Origin of the sequence: Sphingopyxis sp. J-6 (assembly GCF_046603995.1) — a bacterium.
Classification (GTDB): domain Bacteria; phylum Pseudomonadota; class Alphaproteobacteria; order Sphingomonadales; family Sphingomonadaceae; genus Sphingopyxis.
This window is the reverse complement of sequence record NZ_CP145810.1, coordinates 936,571-953,226: the sequence shown is the minus strand read 5'-3', so window position 1 is coordinate 953,226 and position 16,656 is coordinate 936,571. Positions and strand designations below refer to the sequence as shown.

General features: G+C 66.0%; 19 protein-coding genes. 9 read left to right on the top strand and 10 right to left on the bottom strand.

The window, feature by feature from the left end:
* Positions 1–263 precede the first annotated feature (263 nt).
* The gene (locus V6U71_RS04675; RefSeq protein ID WP_411341157.1) at positions 264–1,082 is read left to right on the top strand and encodes an SDR family NAD(P)-dependent oxidoreductase; all 819 of its coding nucleotides are present in this window, start codon (positions 264–266) and stop codon (positions 1,080–1,082) included.
* Positions 1,083–1,134: 52 nt separating this feature from the next.
* The gene (locus V6U71_RS04670) at positions 1,135–1,563 is read left to right on the top strand and encodes a DUF6869 domain-containing protein (protein ID WP_411341156.1); all 429 of its coding nucleotides are present in this window, start codon (positions 1,135–1,137) and stop codon (positions 1,561–1,563) included.
* A gap of 85 nt (positions 1,564–1,648) precedes the next feature.
* Here the strand turns inward: V6U71_RS04670 and V6U71_RS04665 are convergent, their stop codons facing one another.
* The 5 genes from V6U71_RS04665 to hisG form a co-directional block, all read right to left on the bottom strand.
* Positions 1,649–3,766: a sodium-translocating pyrophosphatase gene (locus V6U71_RS04665; protein ID WP_411341155.1), complete on the bottom strand. Its 2,118-nt coding sequence runs from the start codon at positions 3,764–3,766 to the stop codon at positions 1,649–1,651.
* 183 nt (positions 3,767–3,949) lie between these two features.
* Positions 3,950–4,879 (bottom strand): thiamine-phosphate kinase, encoded by a 930-nt coding sequence (gene thiL, locus V6U71_RS04660; protein ID WP_411341154.1) that lies wholly within the window; start codon positions 4,877–4,879, stop codon positions 3,950–3,952.
* 64 nt (positions 4,880–4,943) lie between these two features.
* Positions 4,944–5,399: a transcription antitermination factor NusB gene (gene nusB / locus V6U71_RS04655; protein WP_054725281.1), complete on the bottom strand. Its 456-nt coding sequence runs from the start codon at positions 5,397–5,399 to the stop codon at positions 4,944–4,946.
* Between the two features lie 10 nt (positions 5,400–5,409).
* Positions 5,410–6,702 (bottom strand): histidinol dehydrogenase, encoded by a 1,293-nt coding sequence (gene hisD, locus V6U71_RS04650; protein WP_411341153.1) that lies wholly within the window; start codon positions 6,700–6,702, stop codon positions 5,410–5,412.
* Entirely contained in the window at positions 6,689–7,345 is a 657-nt protein-coding gene (gene hisG, locus V6U71_RS04645) for an ATP phosphoribosyltransferase (RefSeq protein ID WP_411341152.1), read from the bottom strand. Before hisG ends, hisD begins: the two co-directional genes overlap by 14 nt.
* 39 nt (positions 7,346–7,384) lie before the next feature.
* On the opposite strand from hisG, the gene V6U71_RS04640 reads away from it, so the two are divergent.
* Both V6U71_RS04640 and V6U71_RS04635 read left to right on the top strand, forming a co-directional pair.
* Positions 7,385–8,470, top strand: a complete 1,086-nt coding sequence (locus tag V6U71_RS04640) for a DUF2332 domain-containing protein (protein WP_411341151.1) — start codon at positions 7,385–7,387, stop codon at positions 8,468–8,470.
* A 98-nt stretch (positions 8,471–8,568) separates the two neighbouring features.
* A complete protein-coding gene (locus V6U71_RS04635) occupies positions 8,569–9,639 on the top strand; it encodes an alpha/beta hydrolase family protein (RefSeq protein ID WP_411341150.1) in 1,071 nt (356 codons plus the stop codon).
* On the opposite strand, the gene V6U71_RS04630 is transcribed toward V6U71_RS04635, so the two are convergent.
* Together V6U71_RS04630 and V6U71_RS04625 are read right to left on the bottom strand one after the other, a co-directional pair.
* On the bottom strand, positions 9,636–10,106 hold the full coding sequence (locus tag V6U71_RS04630) for a DUF1465 family protein (protein WP_411341149.1): 471 nt from the start codon (positions 10,104–10,106) through the stop codon (positions 9,636–9,638). The two genes, V6U71_RS04635 and V6U71_RS04630, sit on opposite strands and share 4 nt — an antisense overlap.
* Before the next feature lie 134 nt (positions 10,107–10,240).
* Entirely contained in the window at positions 10,241–10,438 is a 198-nt protein-coding gene (locus tag V6U71_RS04625) for a YdcH family protein (protein ID WP_054588598.1), read from the bottom strand.
* A gap of 125 nt (positions 10,439–10,563) precedes the next feature.
* Here V6U71_RS04625 and V6U71_RS04620 point away from each other — a divergent pair, with 125 nt between their 5' ends.
* On the top strand, positions 10,564–10,722 hold the full coding sequence (locus V6U71_RS04620) for a YdcH family protein (protein WP_411341148.1): 159 nt from the start codon (positions 10,564–10,566) through the stop codon (positions 10,720–10,722).
* Between the two features lie 35 nt (positions 10,723–10,757).
* Here the strand turns inward: V6U71_RS04620 and V6U71_RS04615 are convergent, their stop codons facing one another.
* From V6U71_RS04615 to V6U71_RS04605, 3 genes are all read right to left on the bottom strand, one after another.
* Positions 10,758–11,123: a PilZ domain-containing protein gene (locus V6U71_RS04615; protein ID WP_234716082.1), complete on the bottom strand. Its 366-nt coding sequence runs from the start codon at positions 11,121–11,123 to the stop codon at positions 10,758–10,760.
* Positions 11,124–11,263: 140 nt separating this feature from the next.
* Complete coding sequence (gene dksA, locus V6U71_RS04610; protein ID WP_054588600.1) at positions 11,264–11,725, bottom strand: RNA polymerase-binding protein DksA; 462 nt, start codon at positions 11,723–11,725, stop codon at positions 11,264–11,266.
* Positions 11,726–12,435: 710 nt separating this feature from the next.
* The gene (locus V6U71_RS04605; RefSeq protein WP_411341147.1) at positions 12,436–13,251 is read right to left on the bottom strand and encodes a hypothetical protein; all 816 of its coding nucleotides are present in this window, start codon (positions 13,249–13,251) and stop codon (positions 12,436–12,438) included.
* 357 nt (positions 13,252–13,608) lie between these two features.
* Here V6U71_RS04605 and V6U71_RS04600 point away from each other — a divergent pair, with 357 nt between their 5' ends.
* From V6U71_RS04600 to surE, 4 genes are all read left to right on the top strand, one after another.
* Positions 13,609–13,947, top strand: coding sequence for an ArsR/SmtB family transcription factor (locus V6U71_RS04600; protein WP_054725263.1), 339 nt, complete (start codon positions 13,609–13,611; stop codon positions 13,945–13,947).
* Between the two features lie 16 nt (positions 13,948–13,963).
* On the top strand, positions 13,964–14,428 hold the full coding sequence (locus V6U71_RS04595; RefSeq protein ID WP_411341146.1) for an SRPBCC domain-containing protein: 465 nt from the start codon (positions 13,964–13,966) through the stop codon (positions 14,426–14,428).
* A 42-nt stretch (positions 14,429–14,470) separates the two neighbouring features.
* Positions 14,471–15,745: a serine--tRNA ligase gene (serS, locus tag V6U71_RS04590; RefSeq protein ID WP_411341145.1), complete on the top strand. Its 1,275-nt coding sequence runs from the start codon at positions 14,471–14,473 to the stop codon at positions 15,743–15,745.
* Between the two features lie 117 nt (positions 15,746–15,862).
* Positions 15,863–16,627 carry a 5'/3'-nucleotidase SurE gene (surE, locus tag V6U71_RS04585; RefSeq protein WP_411341144.1) on the top strand — a complete coding sequence of 255 codons (765 nt, stop codon included), beginning with the start codon at positions 15,863–15,865 and terminating at the stop codon, positions 16,625–16,627.
* Positions 16,628–16,656: the final 29 nt, after the last annotated feature.

Here is a 16,656-nt window from a genome sequence, read left to right as displayed (position 1 = left end):
GTGCATCCCGCCCTCCGGTTTGAGGGGGATCAGCAATTCGGGCGGCGCTAGCCAGTCAGAGTGGCAAGGGATATGGCTCCATAGGAACGCCGAATGTGCCCCAGCCCAAGCGGCGGGAAGAGGCAGAATGTCGGCGTGTTGTTATTAATTATAACAGATTCGCAACAAAATTGCCACCCCTGCGCGGAAATGCGTCGGGGTGCTGGCTTGACGCCCGTTCCCACCCGTTTCAGGTTGAAACGAAACAGAGATAGGGAGCCGTCATGAAAGATCAAATCTGGTGGATTACCGGGGCTTCGTCGGGAATCGGCGCGGCGCTGGCGCGCGCGCTGGCAGCGCGCGGCGCAAAGCTAATCCTGTCGGGGCGCAATGTCGCGGCGCTGGAGGCGGTGGCGAAGGACTGCGGCGCCGGGACGATGATCCTGCCGTTCGAGGCGACCGATTATGCCGCGATTCCCGCGCTTGCCGAACAGGCGTGGAACTGGTGCGGACGCATCGACGGGCTGGTCAACAATGCCGGCATTTCGCAGCGCAGCCTGGCGATCGAAACCGATTTCCCGGTCTATGAACGGATCGTCGCGGTCGACCTGCTCGCGCCGATCGCGCTGACGCAGGCGCTGCTGCCGCGGATGGTCGGCGCCGGCGGCGGTCAGGTGGTCGCCATATCGAGCGTCGCGGGAATCGCGGGCGTGCCGCTGCGCAGCGCCTATTGCGCCGCAAAGCATGGACTGATCGGCTATCATGACAGCGTGCGGGCAGAGAATGAGCACCTCGGGCTGAAAGTCCTCGTCGTCGCGCCGGGATCGGTCGCGACCAACGTCAGCCGCAACGCGCTGAACGCCGACGGCAGCGTGCGCGGGGCAAGCGACGCAGCGATCGACAACGGCCTGTCGCCCGATTTTGCGGCGAAGCAGATCCTCGATGCGGTCGCGGCGGGCACGCGCGAGCTGGTGGTCGCCGAAGGCGCCGAAGCCGCCACCGCCGCGCTGCGCCGCAGCGATCCCGACGCGCTATTCGACCGGATGAGCGCGATGGTGCAGGCGGGCTATGCGCAGCAGATGAAGGCGACGTCGGCGTCGTGAAGGACGGCTGGTGAGCGATTGCAGTCATTTCAGCACCGTGGCAGCGTAGCTAATGAAGTATGACATCGACCAGGTAGCTGCGGATTGGATAGAAAATGCGCGCTATACGGACCCGAATGATGCGCCCGCTGAGATAGCAGCGCGGGCGTGGGTCTTGTACGAACTCGCAGAAGATAACCCGGTAGTTGCGTGGGAAGTCATCAAGGCTGTCGTTAGAAGCTATCAGGAAGAGGATTTTTACTCGGCAGAGCGGACCGAAGCGCAAGAAGTCGTTGGGCACCTTGCGGCGGGGCCGCTGGAAGATTGGCTATCGATCTCCGGACCAACATCTATCCACGCCGTTGAAGAAGAAGCTCGCCGAGATCGCAGAATGGCTTGGGCGCTCGGCGGTGTTTGGAAGCTCACAATGACAGACGATGTTTGGGCTCGAGTCCAAAGTGCAGCGGATTACTCATATTGGGAACGGCCAACTACCGATTGACCGCTCCCCACTCCAAAGCCGAAAAGAAAAAGCCCCGCCGGATCGCTCCGGCGGGGCCTTTCTTTGCCCGTAAAGGCGGCGCAGCTTACGCCGCGCCGTGCGCCAGCGCCGCGAGGAGCAGGATCGCCACGATGTTGGTGATCTTGATCATCGGGTTGACCGCCGGGCCCGCGGTGTCCTTGTACGGATCGCCGACGGTGTCGCCGGTAACCGCGGCCTTATGGGCTTCGCTGCCCTTGCCGCCGTGGTTGCCGTCCTCGATATATTTCTTGGCATTGTCCCATGCGCCGCCGCCCGAGGTCATCGAGATGGCAACGAACAGCCCGCCGACGATCACGCCGAGCAACAGCGCGCCGAGCGCTTCGAGCGCCGCAGCCGGACCGGCAACCGCGCGGATCACGAAATAGACGACGATCGGCGCGAGCACCGGCAGCAGCGACGGAATGATCATTTCCTTGATCGCTGCCTTGGTGACGAGGTCGACGGTGCGGGCGTAGTCGGGGCGGCTGGTGCCGTCCATGATGCCCTTGTTGTTCGCGAACTGGTCGCGGACGTCCTTCACCACGTCGCCCGCCGCGCGGCCGACCGCGGTCATGCCCATCGCACCGAATAGGTACGGCAGGAGCGCGCCGAGCAGCAGTCCGACGATGACGTAGGGCGACGACAGCGAGAAGGTCAGCGGCGCGTCAATCCCGAGCTTCGCCGAATATTCGGCGATGTCGGCCGTATAAGTACCGAACAGCACCAGCGCCGCGAGGCCCGCCGAACCGATGGCATAGCCTTTGGTCACCGCCTTGGTCGTGTTGCCCACCGCGTCGAGCAGGTCGGTCTTTTCACGAACCGAATCGTCGAGACCCGCCATTTCGGCGATGCCGCCGGCGTTGTCGGTGACCGGGCCATAGGCGTCGAGCGCGACGACCATGCCGGCAAGCGCGAGCATCGCGGTCGCGGCGAAGGCGATGCCGATGATGCCCGCGGTCTGATAGGCGACGATGATGCCGACGCAGATGACGAGCGTCGGCAGCGCGGTCGATTCGAGGCTGATAGCGAGGCCCTGAATCACGTTGGTGCCGTGGCCCGTTTCCGATGCCTTGGCGATGCTGCGCACCGGACGATAGTTGGTGCCGGTGTAATATTCGGTGATCCAGATGATCAGACCGGTGATGACGAGCCCGAGCAGCGAGCAATAGAAAAGGTCGCTGCCGTTGAAGTCGGTGCCCGTGATGTTCGTGCTCATGTCGCCGCCAAGCGCATAGCTGGTCGAGAACCAGATTGCGGGAATCGACAGCACGGCGGTGACGAGGAAGCCCTTGTACATCGCACCCATGACGTTGGTCCCGCTGCCGAGACGGACGAAATACGTGCCGATGATCGAGGTGATGATGCACACGCCGCCCATCAGCAGCGGCAGCGTCATCAGCGGCACCAGCATGTCGCCGGCACCCTTCAGCAGCAGCGCGATCAGCACCATGGTGGCGCCGACGGTGACGACATAGGTTTCGAAAAGGTCGGCCGCCATGCCGGCGCAGTCGCCGACATTGTCGCCGACATTGTCGGCGATCACCGCGGGGTTGCGCGGATCGTCTTCGGGAATTCCGGCCTCGACCTTGCCGACGAGGTCGGCGCCGACGTCGGCCGCCTTGGTGAAGATGCCGCCGCCGAGGCGCGCGAAGATCGAGATGAGCGAAGCGCCGAAAGCGAGGGCGACGAGCGCGTCGACGACGGTGCGATCCTCACCGCCGACGGTGTAGCCGCCGGGGCCGACGAGGTACCAGAAGAAGACCGAGATCGCGAGGAGCGCGAGGCCCGCCACCAGCATGCCGGTGATCGCGCCGGCGCGGAACGCCATGGTCAGGCCCGCCTGCAGGCCCGTCTGCGCCGCCGCCGCAGTGCGGACGTTCGCCTTCACCGAGATGTTCATGCCGACGAAGCCGGCAACCCCCGACAGGACGGCACCGATGACGAAGCCGGTCGCCGAGATCGGGCCGAGGAAGACCCCGACCAGCACGGCAACGACGACGCCGACGATGGCGATGGTACGATATTGGCGGCCCAGATAGGCCTTGGCGCCTTCCTGGATGGCGCCGGCGATTTCCTGCATCTTTTCATTACCCGCCGATGCGCTGAGCACCTGCCGCGAGGTAATGAATCCATAGAGCACGGCCAAAAGGCCGCACGCTATCGCGATCAAAACCGGATTCATGCGTGACTGTTCCTTCCCCATGAGAAGGGCGACGCAGAAGTTAGCAGTCGAGCACGTCCGACGTATTGTTGCCGGTTCGCTCTCTCCCCTGATGCGACCGCCCCAAATTTGGACGCCGAGTTATGGGAAGAAAGAATGCGACACGCAACCCCGGTTATTCGGCAATTTTCCGAGGTTTCGCGCTCAGTGCATGAAACCGAGACGCTCGGGCAGTGCGATCCGCTGGGCGCGGTGGGTCAAGACGATTCCCTCCCCCACCCCGGCATGACCGATCGGTGTCGCGGCAATATCGAGCCCGGCAGCAATCTCGCGAATGCTCGCCGTCGCGGCCGGATCGGCGGCAAAGAGAAGCTGGTAATCGTCACCCGCTGTTGCCGCCGCAAGTCGCGTATCGAGCACATCGGGGCGCACCGCGAGCAGCGCCGCCGACAGCGGCAGCGATTCGAGCATCAGGACAAGCTGACAGCCGCTCGCCGTCGCCATGCGCTCGGCATCGATCAGCAGGCCGTCGGACACGTCCATCATCGCATGGACATGTGGCACGACCGCCTGACCGAATGTCAGTTGCGGCTGCGGGCGGCGATAGGCGGCGAGACAGGTCTCGTTCGGTTCGACCTGCCCCAGCCGCATCGCGAGGCCGAGCCCGGCGTTGCCGATCGTCCCCGTCACCCAGAGCTGGTCGCCCGGCCGCATCCCGGCGCGCGACGGCGCGCCGCCCGCGGGCGCCCGGCCGATCGCGGTGAGGCCGAAGCTGCGCGGTGCCCCAGCGGGCACCCGCACCGTGTCGCCGCCAAGCAGGATGATCCCGAAACGGCGCAGCGCCACGTCGAGCCCCTCGACGAAGGCAGCATCCCACGCGTCGTCGCCGAGGCTGTAGCCGACGAGTATGCCGACCGGCGCAGCGCCTTTCGCGGCGAGATCGGACAGGTTCACCGCCACCAGTTTCCACGCAACGTCCTGCGGCGTGTCGTCGGGAAGAAAATGGATACCCTCGACGATCATGTCGTGGGTGAGGACCAGACCCTCCCACTCCGCCGCATCGTCGGCGAGGCCGCGCGCGGCGGGGTCGGTCGCGATGGCGCGCAGGCGGGCGATGAAATCGGCTTCGCTCATATCACCCTCTCGTTTCGATGCGGGCGCCTTGTCCATTCGGCTTCGCTCGATGCGAACGGATAGCCTAAGCGGCGGTTCCCCGCACCGACTTCCCGATGGCGTCGAGCAGCCCGTTCGCGAACCCCGCCTCGCGCGTGTCGAAAAACGCCTTGGCAACGTCGACATATTCGCTGACCACCGCACCGATCGGCACGTCGCCGCGCGCGATCAGTTCATAGGTGCCGGCGCGCAGGATCGCCTTCATCGTGCGGTCGAGCCGCTCCATCGTCCAGCCGCTGGCGAGTCGGGCGGTGATCGCCGCGTCGACTTCGGGCAGCCGCGCGAGCGCGCCCTTCACGATATCGTCGAAGAAGGGCAGGTCGGCATCGGCATATTCGGCGTCCTCGATGATCGCGCCGATACGGTGCTGGTGAAATTCGTGGATCAGCTTGGCGACCGGCGTCGCTTCCATCTCGTGCTGGTAAAGCGCCTGCACGGCGGCGAGACGGGCGGCGGAGCGGGACTGGGCGCGTTTATTCATCGTTCTTTTCTTAGCTGAGACGCTGGCTGACCGAAAGCGCATGCGCGGGAAGCCCCTCGGCCCCGGCGAGCGCGACCGCGGCCGGGCCGATCGCGGCGAGGCTCGCTTCGTCGAGCGCGAGGAAGCTGGTGCGCTTCATGAAGTCGGTGACCGACAACCCGCTCGAAAAACGCGCGCGGCGGCCGGTCGGCAGCACATGGTTGGGACCCGCGACATAGTCGCCGATCGCTTCGGGCGTGTGGCGGCCGAGGAAGACCGAGCCCGCGTGGCGGACCTTGTCGAACAGCGCGTCGGCTTCGTCCGCATCGACCGCGAGTTCGAGATGTTCGGGCGCGAGGCGATCGCTGAGCGGGATCGCATCGGCGAGCGTCGGGACGACGACGATCGCGCCGTTGGCATCCCAGCTTTCGCGCATCGTCGCCGCAGTCGACAGCGTCGGAATGATCGCATCGACCGCGTCGGCGACCGCATCGGCGAATGCCGCATCGTCGGTGAACAGGATCGACTGGCTGGTCGGATCATGCTCGGCCTGACTCAAAAGGTCGGCGGCGATCCGGCGCGCGTCGTTCCGGGCGTCGGCGATCACGACGATCTCGCTCGGCCCCGCGACCATGTCGATGCCGACGACGCCGTAAAGCTGGCGCTTCGCCTCGGCGACCCAGGCATTGCCGGGACCGGTGACGACATCGACCGGCGCGATGCGATCGGTGCCATAAGCGAGCGCCGCAACCGCCTGCGCCCCGCCGACGCGCCAGATCTCGTCGACCCCGCCGATATGCGCCGCCGCCATCACCACCGGGTTGGTCTCGCCGCCCGGGGTCGGGGTCATCATCACGATGCGTTCGACCCCCGCGACCTTGGCGGGCAGGATGTTCATCAGTACCGACGAGGGATAGGCGGCGCGGCCGCCCGGCACATAAACCCCCGCCGCATCGACGGCATTCCACCGCGCACCGAGGCGCGCGCCGCTGTCGTCGCGATAGTCGCGGTTTTCGGGAAGCTGCGCGGCGTGATAGGCGCGGATACGGTCGGCGGCGAGGTTCAGCGCGTCGCGCAGTTCAGGCGCCAGCGCGTCATAGGCCGCGGCGCATTCGTCTTTCGAGATGCTCCAGCCGCTCGCATCGAGATCGAAGCGATCGAACTCCGCGGTGTATTCGGCGAGCGCCGCGTCGCCCGCGACCTTCACCCGCGCGACGATCGCCGCAACATCGGCCGAAACGTCGGACGCGCTCTCGCGCCGGTCGTTCACCAGCGCGTCGAACGCGGCCGCAAAGCCGGGCGTCGAGGCGTCAAGCCGCCGCATTGCCAGCCGCCTGCCGGAATTTCTCGACCAGCGCCGGAACTTCGGTCGAACGCAGCTTGAAGGCGGCGCGGTTGACGATCAGCCGCGCCGACACCTCGCTGATCACCGTCTGCTCGGCGAGCGCATTTTCGACGAGCGTGCGCCCGGTCGAAACAAGGTCGACGATGTGCGACGCGAGTCCGAGCTTCGGGGCGATCTCCATCGCGCCGTTCAATTTGATGCACTCGGCCTGGATGCCCTGACCCTCGAACCAGCGGCGGGTGATCGCGGGATATTTGGTCGCGACGCGAATGTGGCTGGCGCCGAGCCCGGGCGGCGCACTGCCTTCGGGCCCCGCGAGCGACAGGCGGCAATGGCCGATGCCGAGATCGACCGGCGCATAAAGTTCCGAATAGTCGAACTCGTCGATGACGTCGGAGCCGACGATGCCGAGCTGCGCCGCGCCATGCGCCACGAAGGTCGCGACGTCGAACGCGCGCACCCGGATCAGCGAGATATGCGGCTGGTTCGTCGCGAACACCAGCGCGCGGCTTTTCTTGTCGAAAAAATCGGCCGCAGGCTCGATGCCGACCGCTACCAGCAGCGGCAGCGCCTCGTCGAGAATCCTCCCTTTCGGGATGGCAAAGATGATCGGTTCGGGCATAAGCGCGCCAGCCCATAAGCGGCGGCGGGAGAAAGGGCAATGAGCGAGCGCTATCAATTGGTCGACATGGCGGAGACCGGGCCTGCGGCGGTGCGCACCGCCTTTGCCAATCAGGTCGCCTATTGCCGCGCCAACGACGCCCCGGTGACCGCGCGCGTCGTCGCGGCGCTCGGCGCGCTGCTCGACCAGCCTGCGACCGGATTTGCGCAGCGGATCGCCGACTGGGACGGCATGCCGCTTGCCGACGCGCTGCCGCTGCGCGCCGCCGGCGGCATCCACGCGCTGCACCTGTCGGGCGCGGCGAGCGAACTCGCACCGATCTATGCCAATGCCGACGACATCAACGACGTCGCGATCGTCGCGGGGGTCGTGCGGCGGCACGAAGCGGCGCTGCTGCCCTGGCTCGACGGCCCGCCGCAGACCAACGAAGCGGGGCGCTCGTCGAACTTCGTCGCGGCGATGCTGTGGCTCGTCGAGCAGGGCCTGCCGCCGCGCTTTCAATGTCTGGAGATCGGATCGAGCGCCGGGATCAACCTGATGCTCGACCGCTATCACTACGATCTTGCCGGGGTGCAGGTCGGGCCGCAGCCGGGCGTGATGGCCTTCACACCCGAATGGCGCGGCATGCATCCGCCGCAGCACCGGATCGCGTTCGAGAGTCTCAAGGGCTGCGACGTCGCGCCCGTCGACCTGACCGATCCGGCGCAGGCGCTACGGCTCAAGGCCTATATCTGGCCCGAGCATGACGTCCGGTTCGCGCGCATGGAGGCTGCGGTCGCCGCGGCGCGCGAAAAGAAGCCCGATCTCGTCGACATGAACGCCGCCGACTTCGTCGAGGCCGAACTGGCGAAGCCGCAGGCGGCGGAGACGACGCGGGTGCTGATGCATTCGATCGTCTGGCAATATGTTCCCGCCGACCAGCAGGCGCGGGTGACCGCCGCGATGGAGGCAGCCGGCGCCGCCGCCACCCCCGACCGGCCGCTCGCCTGGATCGCGCTCGAGGCGAACCGGACGCTGCACCGCCACGAGCTGGTGCTGCGCTACTGGCCCGGCGGCGACGCGCCGCAGATGCTCGGCCATGCGCACGCGCATGGCGCGTGGATCGAGTGGCTGGCAAATCCATGAGGGCCGGTTCGGCATCGCAAGCCATTGGTTCGCTGGAAATTTGACGGGCGCCGTTCGCGGCGGATAGGGTATCGCCTCCTTGCGCTGGAGGTCGTTCGATGCGTGTTGTTGCCGGCTTGTCTGTCCTTGCTGCCGCCCTGTGTCTCGCCCGGCCGGTCGCGGCGGCGGAGGCTGCTTCGGCAGCCCCATGGGGAGCCCAAGCCACGACGCAGGTGGTGGCGGAGGAGCGCCGTTTCACGAGCGGCGACGCCGAACTGGCGGGAACGCTCTATCTACCGCGCAGCGACAAGCCCGTTGCCGCGATCGTCGTCACCCACAGCGCCTCGTCGCCGCTCGGCAATGCGTCGCTTTACGATCATCTGAAAGCAATGCTGCCCGCGCTCGGTATCGCCGTCTTCACCTATGACCGGCGCGGTTCGGGACAGTCGGGAACCAGGGACGCAGGCGGCAATTTCACCACGCTTGCCGACGATGCCATTGCCGCCGTCCAAAGCCTGAAGACCGACCCGCGCATCGACACGAAACGGATCGGGACATGGGGACTGAGCCAGGGCGGCTGGATCTCGCCGTTGGCGGCGTCGCGCAGCGGCGATATCGCTTTCGTGATTTCGGTGTCCGCTCCCGTCGTCACCGCCGACGTCCAGATGATCTTCTCCTCGACCAACCATTTGCGCGCCAACGGCTATCCGCAGGCGGACATCGACCAGATGGTCGCGACGCGCAAGGCGGTCGACGATTATATGCGCGGCACGGCGAGCCGGGAGGCGGCACAGCGCCGGGTCGACGCCGCGAAGACAAAGCCATGGTTCAAATATCTCTACATGGGCGAAACGGTTCGCGACCGCGCGGTTTCGGGCTGGCGCAAGGAGATCGAGAACGATCCGCTGACCAATTTGACCGCTGTCACCGTGCCGACGCTCGTCCTCTATGGCGCGAACGATGCGGTGGTGCCGGTCGCCGAGTCGGTCGAACGGCTGAAGTCCGTTGCCGGACGGATGCCCGAAATGGAGCTCCATGTCGTCGCCGCTGCCGACCATGCAATGCAGGTCTCGGCCGACGAGAAAATTTCGCTCGACCCGAAATATGACGGGACCGAACAGGCGGACTCGCCCGAATATATTGCGGTGCTCACGGCCTGGCTGACGCGGCGCGGGTTTATCGCCGGTTAGAGCCGGGCTTCGAGCTGCGCGAGCAGTTCCTGCACCGGAGTGACCGCCTGCGGCGTGTCCCACCCCGCTTCCAGCGCCGCGACGCGCTCGAACAGGCGCTCGCTCGCCGCGATGATACGCCGGATCGCGGAGTCGAAGCCGAGGCACACGCTCCAGTCGGCGGCAACAGGCTCGCCGATCCGTGCCGCGCTGTCGTTCGCGCCGGCCCCCGGATCGCCCGCGATCATCGCGCGGCGGTGGAGCAGCCAAGCGATGATGTGCATCAGCCGCGTTGTCGTCTTGAGCGATTCGCAAGCAAGGCCGACGAGGTGCAGGCTGTCGCGGCCGCCTGCGATCCGGCCCCCGTCGATCCGGCCAAGATCGCGCTGCACCGCAAATGCCGCATGCGCCTCGTCGGCAAGCAGCATCGCCTCGACATAGAGATTTTCAACCTGGGCACGTTGTACCGGCAGACCGAACGCCATCATCTTCCCTTGTCCCCGTCTTGCGGAACAGGAGATGCCATGGTGCGCCCGCCGGGAGCAATGGCGCTAACCATCTTTCGGTTCGCCCGATGTCCCGTTTCGCGTCACGGATGCTTCCGTTATGCGCGGCCGGCCGTTCAGGCGATGATGTCGGGAAGCAGTTGATCCTCACACCATGCGATTTCGTCGCGCAGGCGCAGCTTGCGTTTCTTGAGCCGCGCGAGTTGCAGTTGATCGGGCACGGTCGCATCGCCAAGCGCGATGATCGCGGCATCGAGGTCACGATGTTCGATGCGAAGCAGTTCGAGGCGCTGGGTGATTTCTTCGGGGTTCACGCCCGCCCTCCTGCCATGATCACGGCCTGTCCGCAACGGGGACCGGTCTGGCGAATCGTCACGACAATCGGGGCGATTCGTGATTTACTCGGCCCTGCCAATCGAGTCGAAAAGGAGAATGGCCAATGAGCACCTCGCACCTTTCCGCCCTGAAGTCCCGTCACGCGGACCTCGACGAGAAAATTGCGAATGAAGAGCGCCGCCCCGCCCCCGACATGGCCGTGCTGGCGCAGATGAAAAAGCAGAAATTGAGAATCAAGGAAGAGATGGTGACGATCGCCTGATCGATCGTCCGGCCGCTACCGCCCGCTGGTCATGATCAGCGTCGGCGGTAGATGGCCTTGTCAGGCTTGCCGAGCCGGGAAAGATGCGGCGGCAAATCCTGTTTCTGAACCACCTGACGACGTACCGCCTGCGGATTGACCGCCCGGTCGAACGCGACGCCAAACTTGCCTTCGCCGACCCAAACGATGCGCCCCGGCACAGCGCCAACGTTGCGCAGCTCGACCTCGACCGTCGCGCCTTCGGCGACCCGCGCCGGACTTTCCGCGAGCATGCCGCCCGCCGACAGGTTGCGGACGCGGACGAGCACCGGCTCGGCATGTCCCGGAATCGTCAGCGCCGCCTGCATGAACAGGCTGTCGCGATCGGCGCCGCGCGACAATGCAGCGACTTCTTCATCCAAAGATACTGGTCCGCGCGAATCCATCTGCAACCCGTTCCTCGCTAGCGTGAGGCGACGAATCTAAAATGGAGCCCTTGCCGAAACGTAAAGGGGCGTTGCGGAAAACGCCGGACCGAAATCCGGCATCGCGCAGCCGCGCGTCAATCCTCGCGCGAAATCCGCTCGTTCCGCTCGTGACGTTCCTGCGCCTCGAGCGTCATCGTCGCGATCGGGCGCGCCTGGAGGCGAGCAAGCGAAATCGGTTCGCCCGTCACCGCGCAATAGCCATATTCGCCCTCGTCGATGCGACGGATCGCCGAATCTATCTTGGCGATCAGCTTGCGCTGACGGTCTCGGGTGCGGAGTTCGATCGCCCAGTCGGTCTCGCTCGACGCGCGATCCGCCAGATCGGGCTCGCGCAGCGGGCCGTCCTGCAGATGGGCGAGGGTCGATTCCGCCTCGGTCAGGATCGACTTTTTCCATGCGAGCAACAGGCCGCGGAAATATTCCTGCTGCCGCTCGTTCATGAACTCTTCGTCGTCGCGGGGAATATAGTCCGAATCGAGGTTCGATTTAGCTTCGCGGAGCGCGTCGGCACCAACGTCGGCGATCTGGGTTGGCATAAGGGCCTTCCGCGTCCTTTCCTGTCGCCTGGTCGCCGAGGATGACGATCCAAGGATTGCGCCGCGCCTATAACCAGCCACCGGTTACGACACAAGCGCCGAAGCATGGCCATGCCCCCCGTCCGGTGAAGCGCGGCTGAACCAGTGCCGGAAAGGGTGATTCCGGACGACCCTTCCTGCGCGCCCGGACTCGCCCGAATAGGGCCGGAAGTTAACTATCCGCATAGAATTGCCGCATATTTTGTGCTTTTTTGGGACAGAAGTCGTCATTTTGGTTGATTCCGCCCCTCAATTCCCGATGGCGGACAGACAAACGCGGTTAACGCAATTGCGGCGTTCATAAAGCTTTGGCCTTTTGGCTTCAGTAGAAGGTGCATGGGGGTGTGGGCGGAGGCGCCAACGCACCTGCAACGGGAAAGAAGAGAGAAACCTATGTCTGTCCGAATGGCCCTCGCCAAGCTTTGCGCCTGCACCTGCGGCGGCGCGATCATCGGAACCGGCGCGATGCAGATCGCCGACGTTCCGAAGGCACGTGCAGCCCAGTCCTGTTCGCCCTGCGCGGGACCGGCCAAGAAAGTCGTCCGCAAGCGTCATGCGGCACGCAAGCCGGTCAAGCGCGTGCGCCGCGTCGTAACGACCAAGAAGGTGATCCGCACCGCGACCCCGCAAACGCAGGTGGTGACGCAGACGATCCCGCTTCCCCCGATCCCCTATGCCCCCTTCCCGCAGCGCGGCGGTTTTGAAGGTGGCGGTGGTGGCGGCGGCGTGACCGTGATCGGCGGCGGTTTCGGCGGCGGTTTCGGCGGCGGCTTCTTCGGCGGCTTCTTCGGCGGTTCGAGCGGCGGCGGCAGCAGCGGCAGCGTCGTGGTCACCTCGACCACCACCGGCGGCCTCAGCTCGACCACCAGCACCTCGTCGGGCGTGTCGACCTCGACCGGCGGCGTCAGCACCTCGACCGGTGGCGTCTCGACGTCGACGGGCGGCGTCAGCACCTCGACCGGCGGTGTTTCGACCTCGTCGGGCAATGTCAGCACTTCGTCGGGCAACGTTTCGACCTCGTCCGGCAACGTCAGCACCTCGTCGTCGAGCAGCAGTTCGTCGTCGAGCTCGTCCTCGTCTTCCTCCTCCTCCTCGTCGAGCTCGTCCTCGTCGGGCGGCTCGTCGAAGGGCGGCAGCTCGCACGGTTCTTCGCACGGCAGCTCGGGCTGGGGCGGCTCGTCGAAGGGTGGTTCGAGCAGCTCCTCGTCGAGCTCTTCCTCGTCCTCTTCGTCGTCGAGCAGCAGCACGTCGAGCGGCGCGACCTCGTCGGGCGCGACCGGCGGCAGCAGCAGCTTCGGCGCAACGAGCAGCTCGTCGTCTTCGTCGTCGAGCAGCAGTTCCTCGTCCTCCAGCTCGTCGTCGAGCTCGGGCGGCAGCAGCAGCCATGGCGGTTCGTCGGGCGACCCGACCCCCGTCCCGGCGCCGCCGATGATGCTCCTGTTCGGTGCCGCCGCCGCCGCGCTCGTCGCGCGTCGCCGCGCTGCCAACCGCAACGCCGAGGATCAGGACGCGGCATAAGCCATCCACTGGCGGCCGGCATACCGGCCACCAAATTCGGGCCGCCCTTCGGGGCGGCCCTTTTTTGTGCGTGGTGGCCGGGCAGGATGGTTTCGGCCGGAAGTGGCCCCTATCTCCCCTCCCGCTTGCGGGAGGGGTCGGGGGAGGGCCTGTAACGGCGCAACACACCCTCCCCGCTGCGGCTAGCCAGCAAGCTGGCAAGCCTCGCTGCCCCTCCCGCAAGCGGGAGGGGAATATGGGCCTACAGTCAAAAGGCAGTTCCCCACCCCAATGCCGCCACGCAAAAACAGTTTGCCATCCGGAAAACCATCTCTATAGTTCACCATATGGCGAACCAACAAACCTCGCTCGACACCGTCTTCCATGCCCTTGCCGATCCGACGCGGCGCGCGGTGATCGGCCGCCTGCTCGGCGGCGCGGCGCCGGTGAAGCGGCTGGCCGAACCCTTTGCGATGGGCCTGCCCGCGTTCATGAAGCATTTGTCGGTGCTCGAAACATCGGGGCTGATCCGCTCCGAAAAGGCGGGCCGCGTCCGGACCTGCCACCTCAACGCCGACCGGCTGGCCGCGGCCGAGGACTGGCTCTCGGAACAGCGGGCGGTCTGGCAGGGGCGCACCGACCGCCTCGCCGCCTTCGTCGAATCGCAAAATCCCCCCACAAAATGACAGCGGAGCAAGCAGCATGACCAACCCAAGCGAACTCACCATATCGCGCCTGATCGCCGCCCCGCCCGTCGCTGTATGGAATGCGTGGAGCATCCCCGAAAACCTGGAAAAATGGTGGATTCCTGCGCCGATAGAGTGCCGGGTCGACACGCTCGACCTGCGCCCCGGCGGCGGCTTCGTCACGCGCATGCGCGAAGAGGGCGCCGCCGATTTCCAGCCGCATGTCGATGGCTGCTTCCTCGACGTGGTGCCGGAGAAGAAGATCGTTTTCACCACCGTGCTGACCGAAGGCTGGCAGCCCGCCGAACCATGGCTCGCGCTGACCGCGATCCTGACCTTCGAACCGCAGGACGGCGGCACGCTTTACGCCGCGCGCGTGCTCCACAAGAATCCCGACGATAGCAGTAAGCATCTCGAGCTCGGCTTCCACGAGGGCTGGGGCACGGCGATCGCCCAACTGGCAGAGTTGACCGAGCGATAACCGGGCTTGCACCGCCCGCGCCGCGCCGCCATAGCGCGGCGCATGCACGATATCCGCCTGATCCGGGATAACCCGCAAGCTTTCGACGCCGGTCTCGCACGCCGCGGTCTCGAACCTTTGTCTGCCGAAATCCTCGCCGCCGACGCATCGCTGCGCGCGCTACAGACCGATATCCAGTCGTCGCTCGCGCGCCGCAACGAAGCCTCGAAGCTGATCGGCCAGGCAATGGCAAAGGGCGACAAGGACGGCGCCGAGGCGCTGAAGGCCGAGGTCGCCGACCTCAAGGCCGCGCTTCCCGCCAAGGAGGAGGCCGAGCGCGAGCAGCTCGCCGCGCTGCACGACAGGCTTGCCGCCCTCCCCAACCTGCCCGCCGCCGACGTCCCCGAGGGCGAGGACGAAGAGGGCAATGTCGAGATTTCGCGCTGGGGAACCCCGCGCAGCTTCGACTTCGCGCCGCAGGAACATGCCGATTTCGCGCCCGCGCTCGGGCTCGATTTCGAAACCGCGGCAAAGATGTCGGGCGCGCGCTTCGCCTTCCTGAAGGGCCAGATGGCGCGGCTCGAACGCGCGCTCGGCCAATATATGATCGACCGCCAGACGATCGAGGCCGGCTATACCGAATGCGCGAGCCCGCTGATGGTCCGCGACGAGGCGGCCTATGGCACCGCGCAGCTCCCCAAGTTCCGCGAGGATCTGTTCCAGACCACCGACGGCCGCTGGCTGATCTCGACGTCGGAGATGAGCCTGACCAATGCGGTGCGCGAGGAGATTTTGCCCGAAGCCGAGCTGCCTGTCCGCATGACCGCGCTCACCCCCTGCTTCCGGTCCGAGGCCGGGTCGGCGGGGCGCGACACGCGCGGCTATATCCGCCAGCACCAGTTCTGGAAGGTCGAGCTTGTCTCGATCACCCGCCCCGAGGACAGCGACGCCGAACTCGAACGCAAGACGCGCGCCGCCGAGGCGATCCTCGAAGCGCTCGAACTGCCGTATCGCCGGATGCTGCTGTGCGCCGGCGACATGGGGTTCGGCGCGCGCAAGACCTATGACCTCGAAGTCTGGCTTCCCGGCCAGAATGCCTATCGCGAGATTTCGAGCTGTTCGAACTGCGGCGATTTCCAGGCACGGCGGATGAACACCCGCTTCCGCCGCGACGGCGCAAAGGGCAACGAGTTCGTCCACACGCTGAACGGGTCGGGCCTTGCGGTCGGGCGGACGCTGGTGGCGATTCTCGAAAATTACCAGCAGGCCGATGGCAGCGTCGACATTCCGCAGGTGCTGCTGCCCTATATGGGCGGGATTACGAAGCTGACGCCCTGATCCGTCATTGCGAGCGCAGCGAAGCAATCTCCAGCCTTCGACCAAGCGTAACCCTTCCTGCTGGAGATTGCTTCGTCGCTGCGCTCCTCGCAATGACGGTATGTTTGGATAACAGCGATGCGCATCCTCCTCACCAACGACGACGGCTATCACGCCCCCGGCATGGCGGTGCTGGAAGCGATCGCGCGCCAGCTTTCGGACGATATTTGGGTGTGCGCACCGTCGGAGGAACAGTCCGGCGCCGGCCATTCGCTCACCCTGTCGCGTCCGGTGCGTATCCGCCGGCACGGCGAACGGCGCTGGTCGTGCAGCGGCACCCCGACCGATTCGGTGATGATGGCGATCGGCAAGCTGATGCCCGAAAAGCCCGACCTGATCCTGTCGGGGGTCAATCGCGGCGCCAATCTCGGCGACGACGTTACCTATTCCGGTACGGTCTCCGCCGCGATCGAGGGTGCGCTCGCGGGCATCCGTTCGATCGCGCTCAGCCAGGTCTATGCCCGCGAAGGCATGGGCGACAGCGTGCCGTTCGAGGCAGCCGAAGCGTGGGGCGCCAAGGTCCTGCGCCCGCTGCTCGATATGGAGATGGCGCCGCGCACGCTGATCAACATCAACTTCCCCGCGATCCCCGCCGCCGAGGTGCAAGGGATCCGGGTGACGCGGCAGGGCTTCCACGACTATGGCCGCGGTTCGATCGTCGAGGGCACCGACCCGCGCGGCTATCCCTATTTCTGGTTCGGCCTGCACGGCATCGAGCATAGCCTCGGCCACGACAGCGACCTCGAGGCGATCGACGACAAATATATCTCGGTCACCCCGCTCCAGCTCGACCTCACTCACGACGCCTCGCTAGCCGCGCTGCGGAGCGCCTACGCCGCCTGATCCTTTCGCATTATCTGTGCCATAGCGGA

Excerpts from the sequence above, each read along its gene's own strand:
- V6U71_RS04630 (WP_411341149.1), bottom strand. The coding sequence starts at position 10,106 with ATGATGGCGTTCGGTCTGCCGGTACAACGTGCCCAGGTTGAAAATCTC.
- dksA (WP_054588600.1), bottom strand. The coding sequence starts at position 11,725 with ATGCCAACCCAGATCGCCGACGTTGGTGCCGACGCGCTCCGCGAAGCT.
- V6U71_RS04620 (WP_411341148.1), top strand. The coding sequence starts at position 10,564 with ATGAGCACCTCGCACCTTTCCGCCCTGAAGTCCCGTCACGCGGACCTC.
- serS (WP_411341145.1), top strand. The coding sequence starts at position 14,471 with ATGCACGATATCCGCCTGATCCGGGATAACCCGCAAGCTTTCGACGCC.
- V6U71_RS04640 (WP_411341151.1), top strand. The coding sequence starts at position 7,385 with ATGAGCGAGCGCTATCAATTGGTCGACATGGCGGAGACCGGGCCTGCG.
- hisD (WP_411341153.1), bottom strand. The coding sequence starts at position 6,702 with ATGCGGCGGCTTGACGCCTCGACGCCCGGCTTTGCGGCCGCGTTCGAC.
- thiL (WP_411341154.1), bottom strand. The coding sequence starts at position 4,879 with ATGAGCGAAGCCGATTTCATCGCCCGCCTGCGCGCCATCGCGACCGAC.
- V6U71_RS04675 (WP_411341157.1), top strand. The coding sequence starts at position 264 with ATGAAAGATCAAATCTGGTGGATTACCGGGGCTTCGTCGGGAATCGGC.
- V6U71_RS04595 (WP_411341146.1), top strand. The coding sequence starts at position 13,964 with ATGACCAACCCAAGCGAACTCACCATATCGCGCCTGATCGCCGCCCCG.
- V6U71_RS04635 (WP_411341150.1), top strand. The coding sequence starts at position 8,569 with ATGCGTGTTGTTGCCGGCTTGTCTGTCCTTGCTGCCGCCCTGTGTCTC.
- surE (WP_411341144.1), top strand. The coding sequence starts at position 15,863 with ATGCGCATCCTCCTCACCAACGACGACGGCTATCACGCCCCCGGCATG.
- hisG (WP_411341152.1), bottom strand. The coding sequence starts at position 7,345 with ATGCCCGAACCGATCATCTTTGCCATCCCGAAAGGGAGGATTCTCGAC.
- nusB (WP_054725281.1), bottom strand. The coding sequence starts at position 5,399 with ATGAATAAACGCGCCCAGTCCCGCTCCGCCGCCCGTCTCGCCGCCGTG.
- V6U71_RS04670 (WP_411341156.1), top strand. The coding sequence starts at position 1,135 with ATGAAGTATGACATCGACCAGGTAGCTGCGGATTGGATAGAAAATGCG.
- V6U71_RS04600 (WP_054725263.1), top strand. The coding sequence starts at position 13,609 with ATGGCGAACCAACAAACCTCGCTCGACACCGTCTTCCATGCCCTTGCC.
- V6U71_RS04665 (WP_411341155.1), bottom strand. The coding sequence starts at position 3,766 with ATGAATCCGGTTTTGATCGCGATAGCGTGCGGCCTTTTGGCCGTGCTC.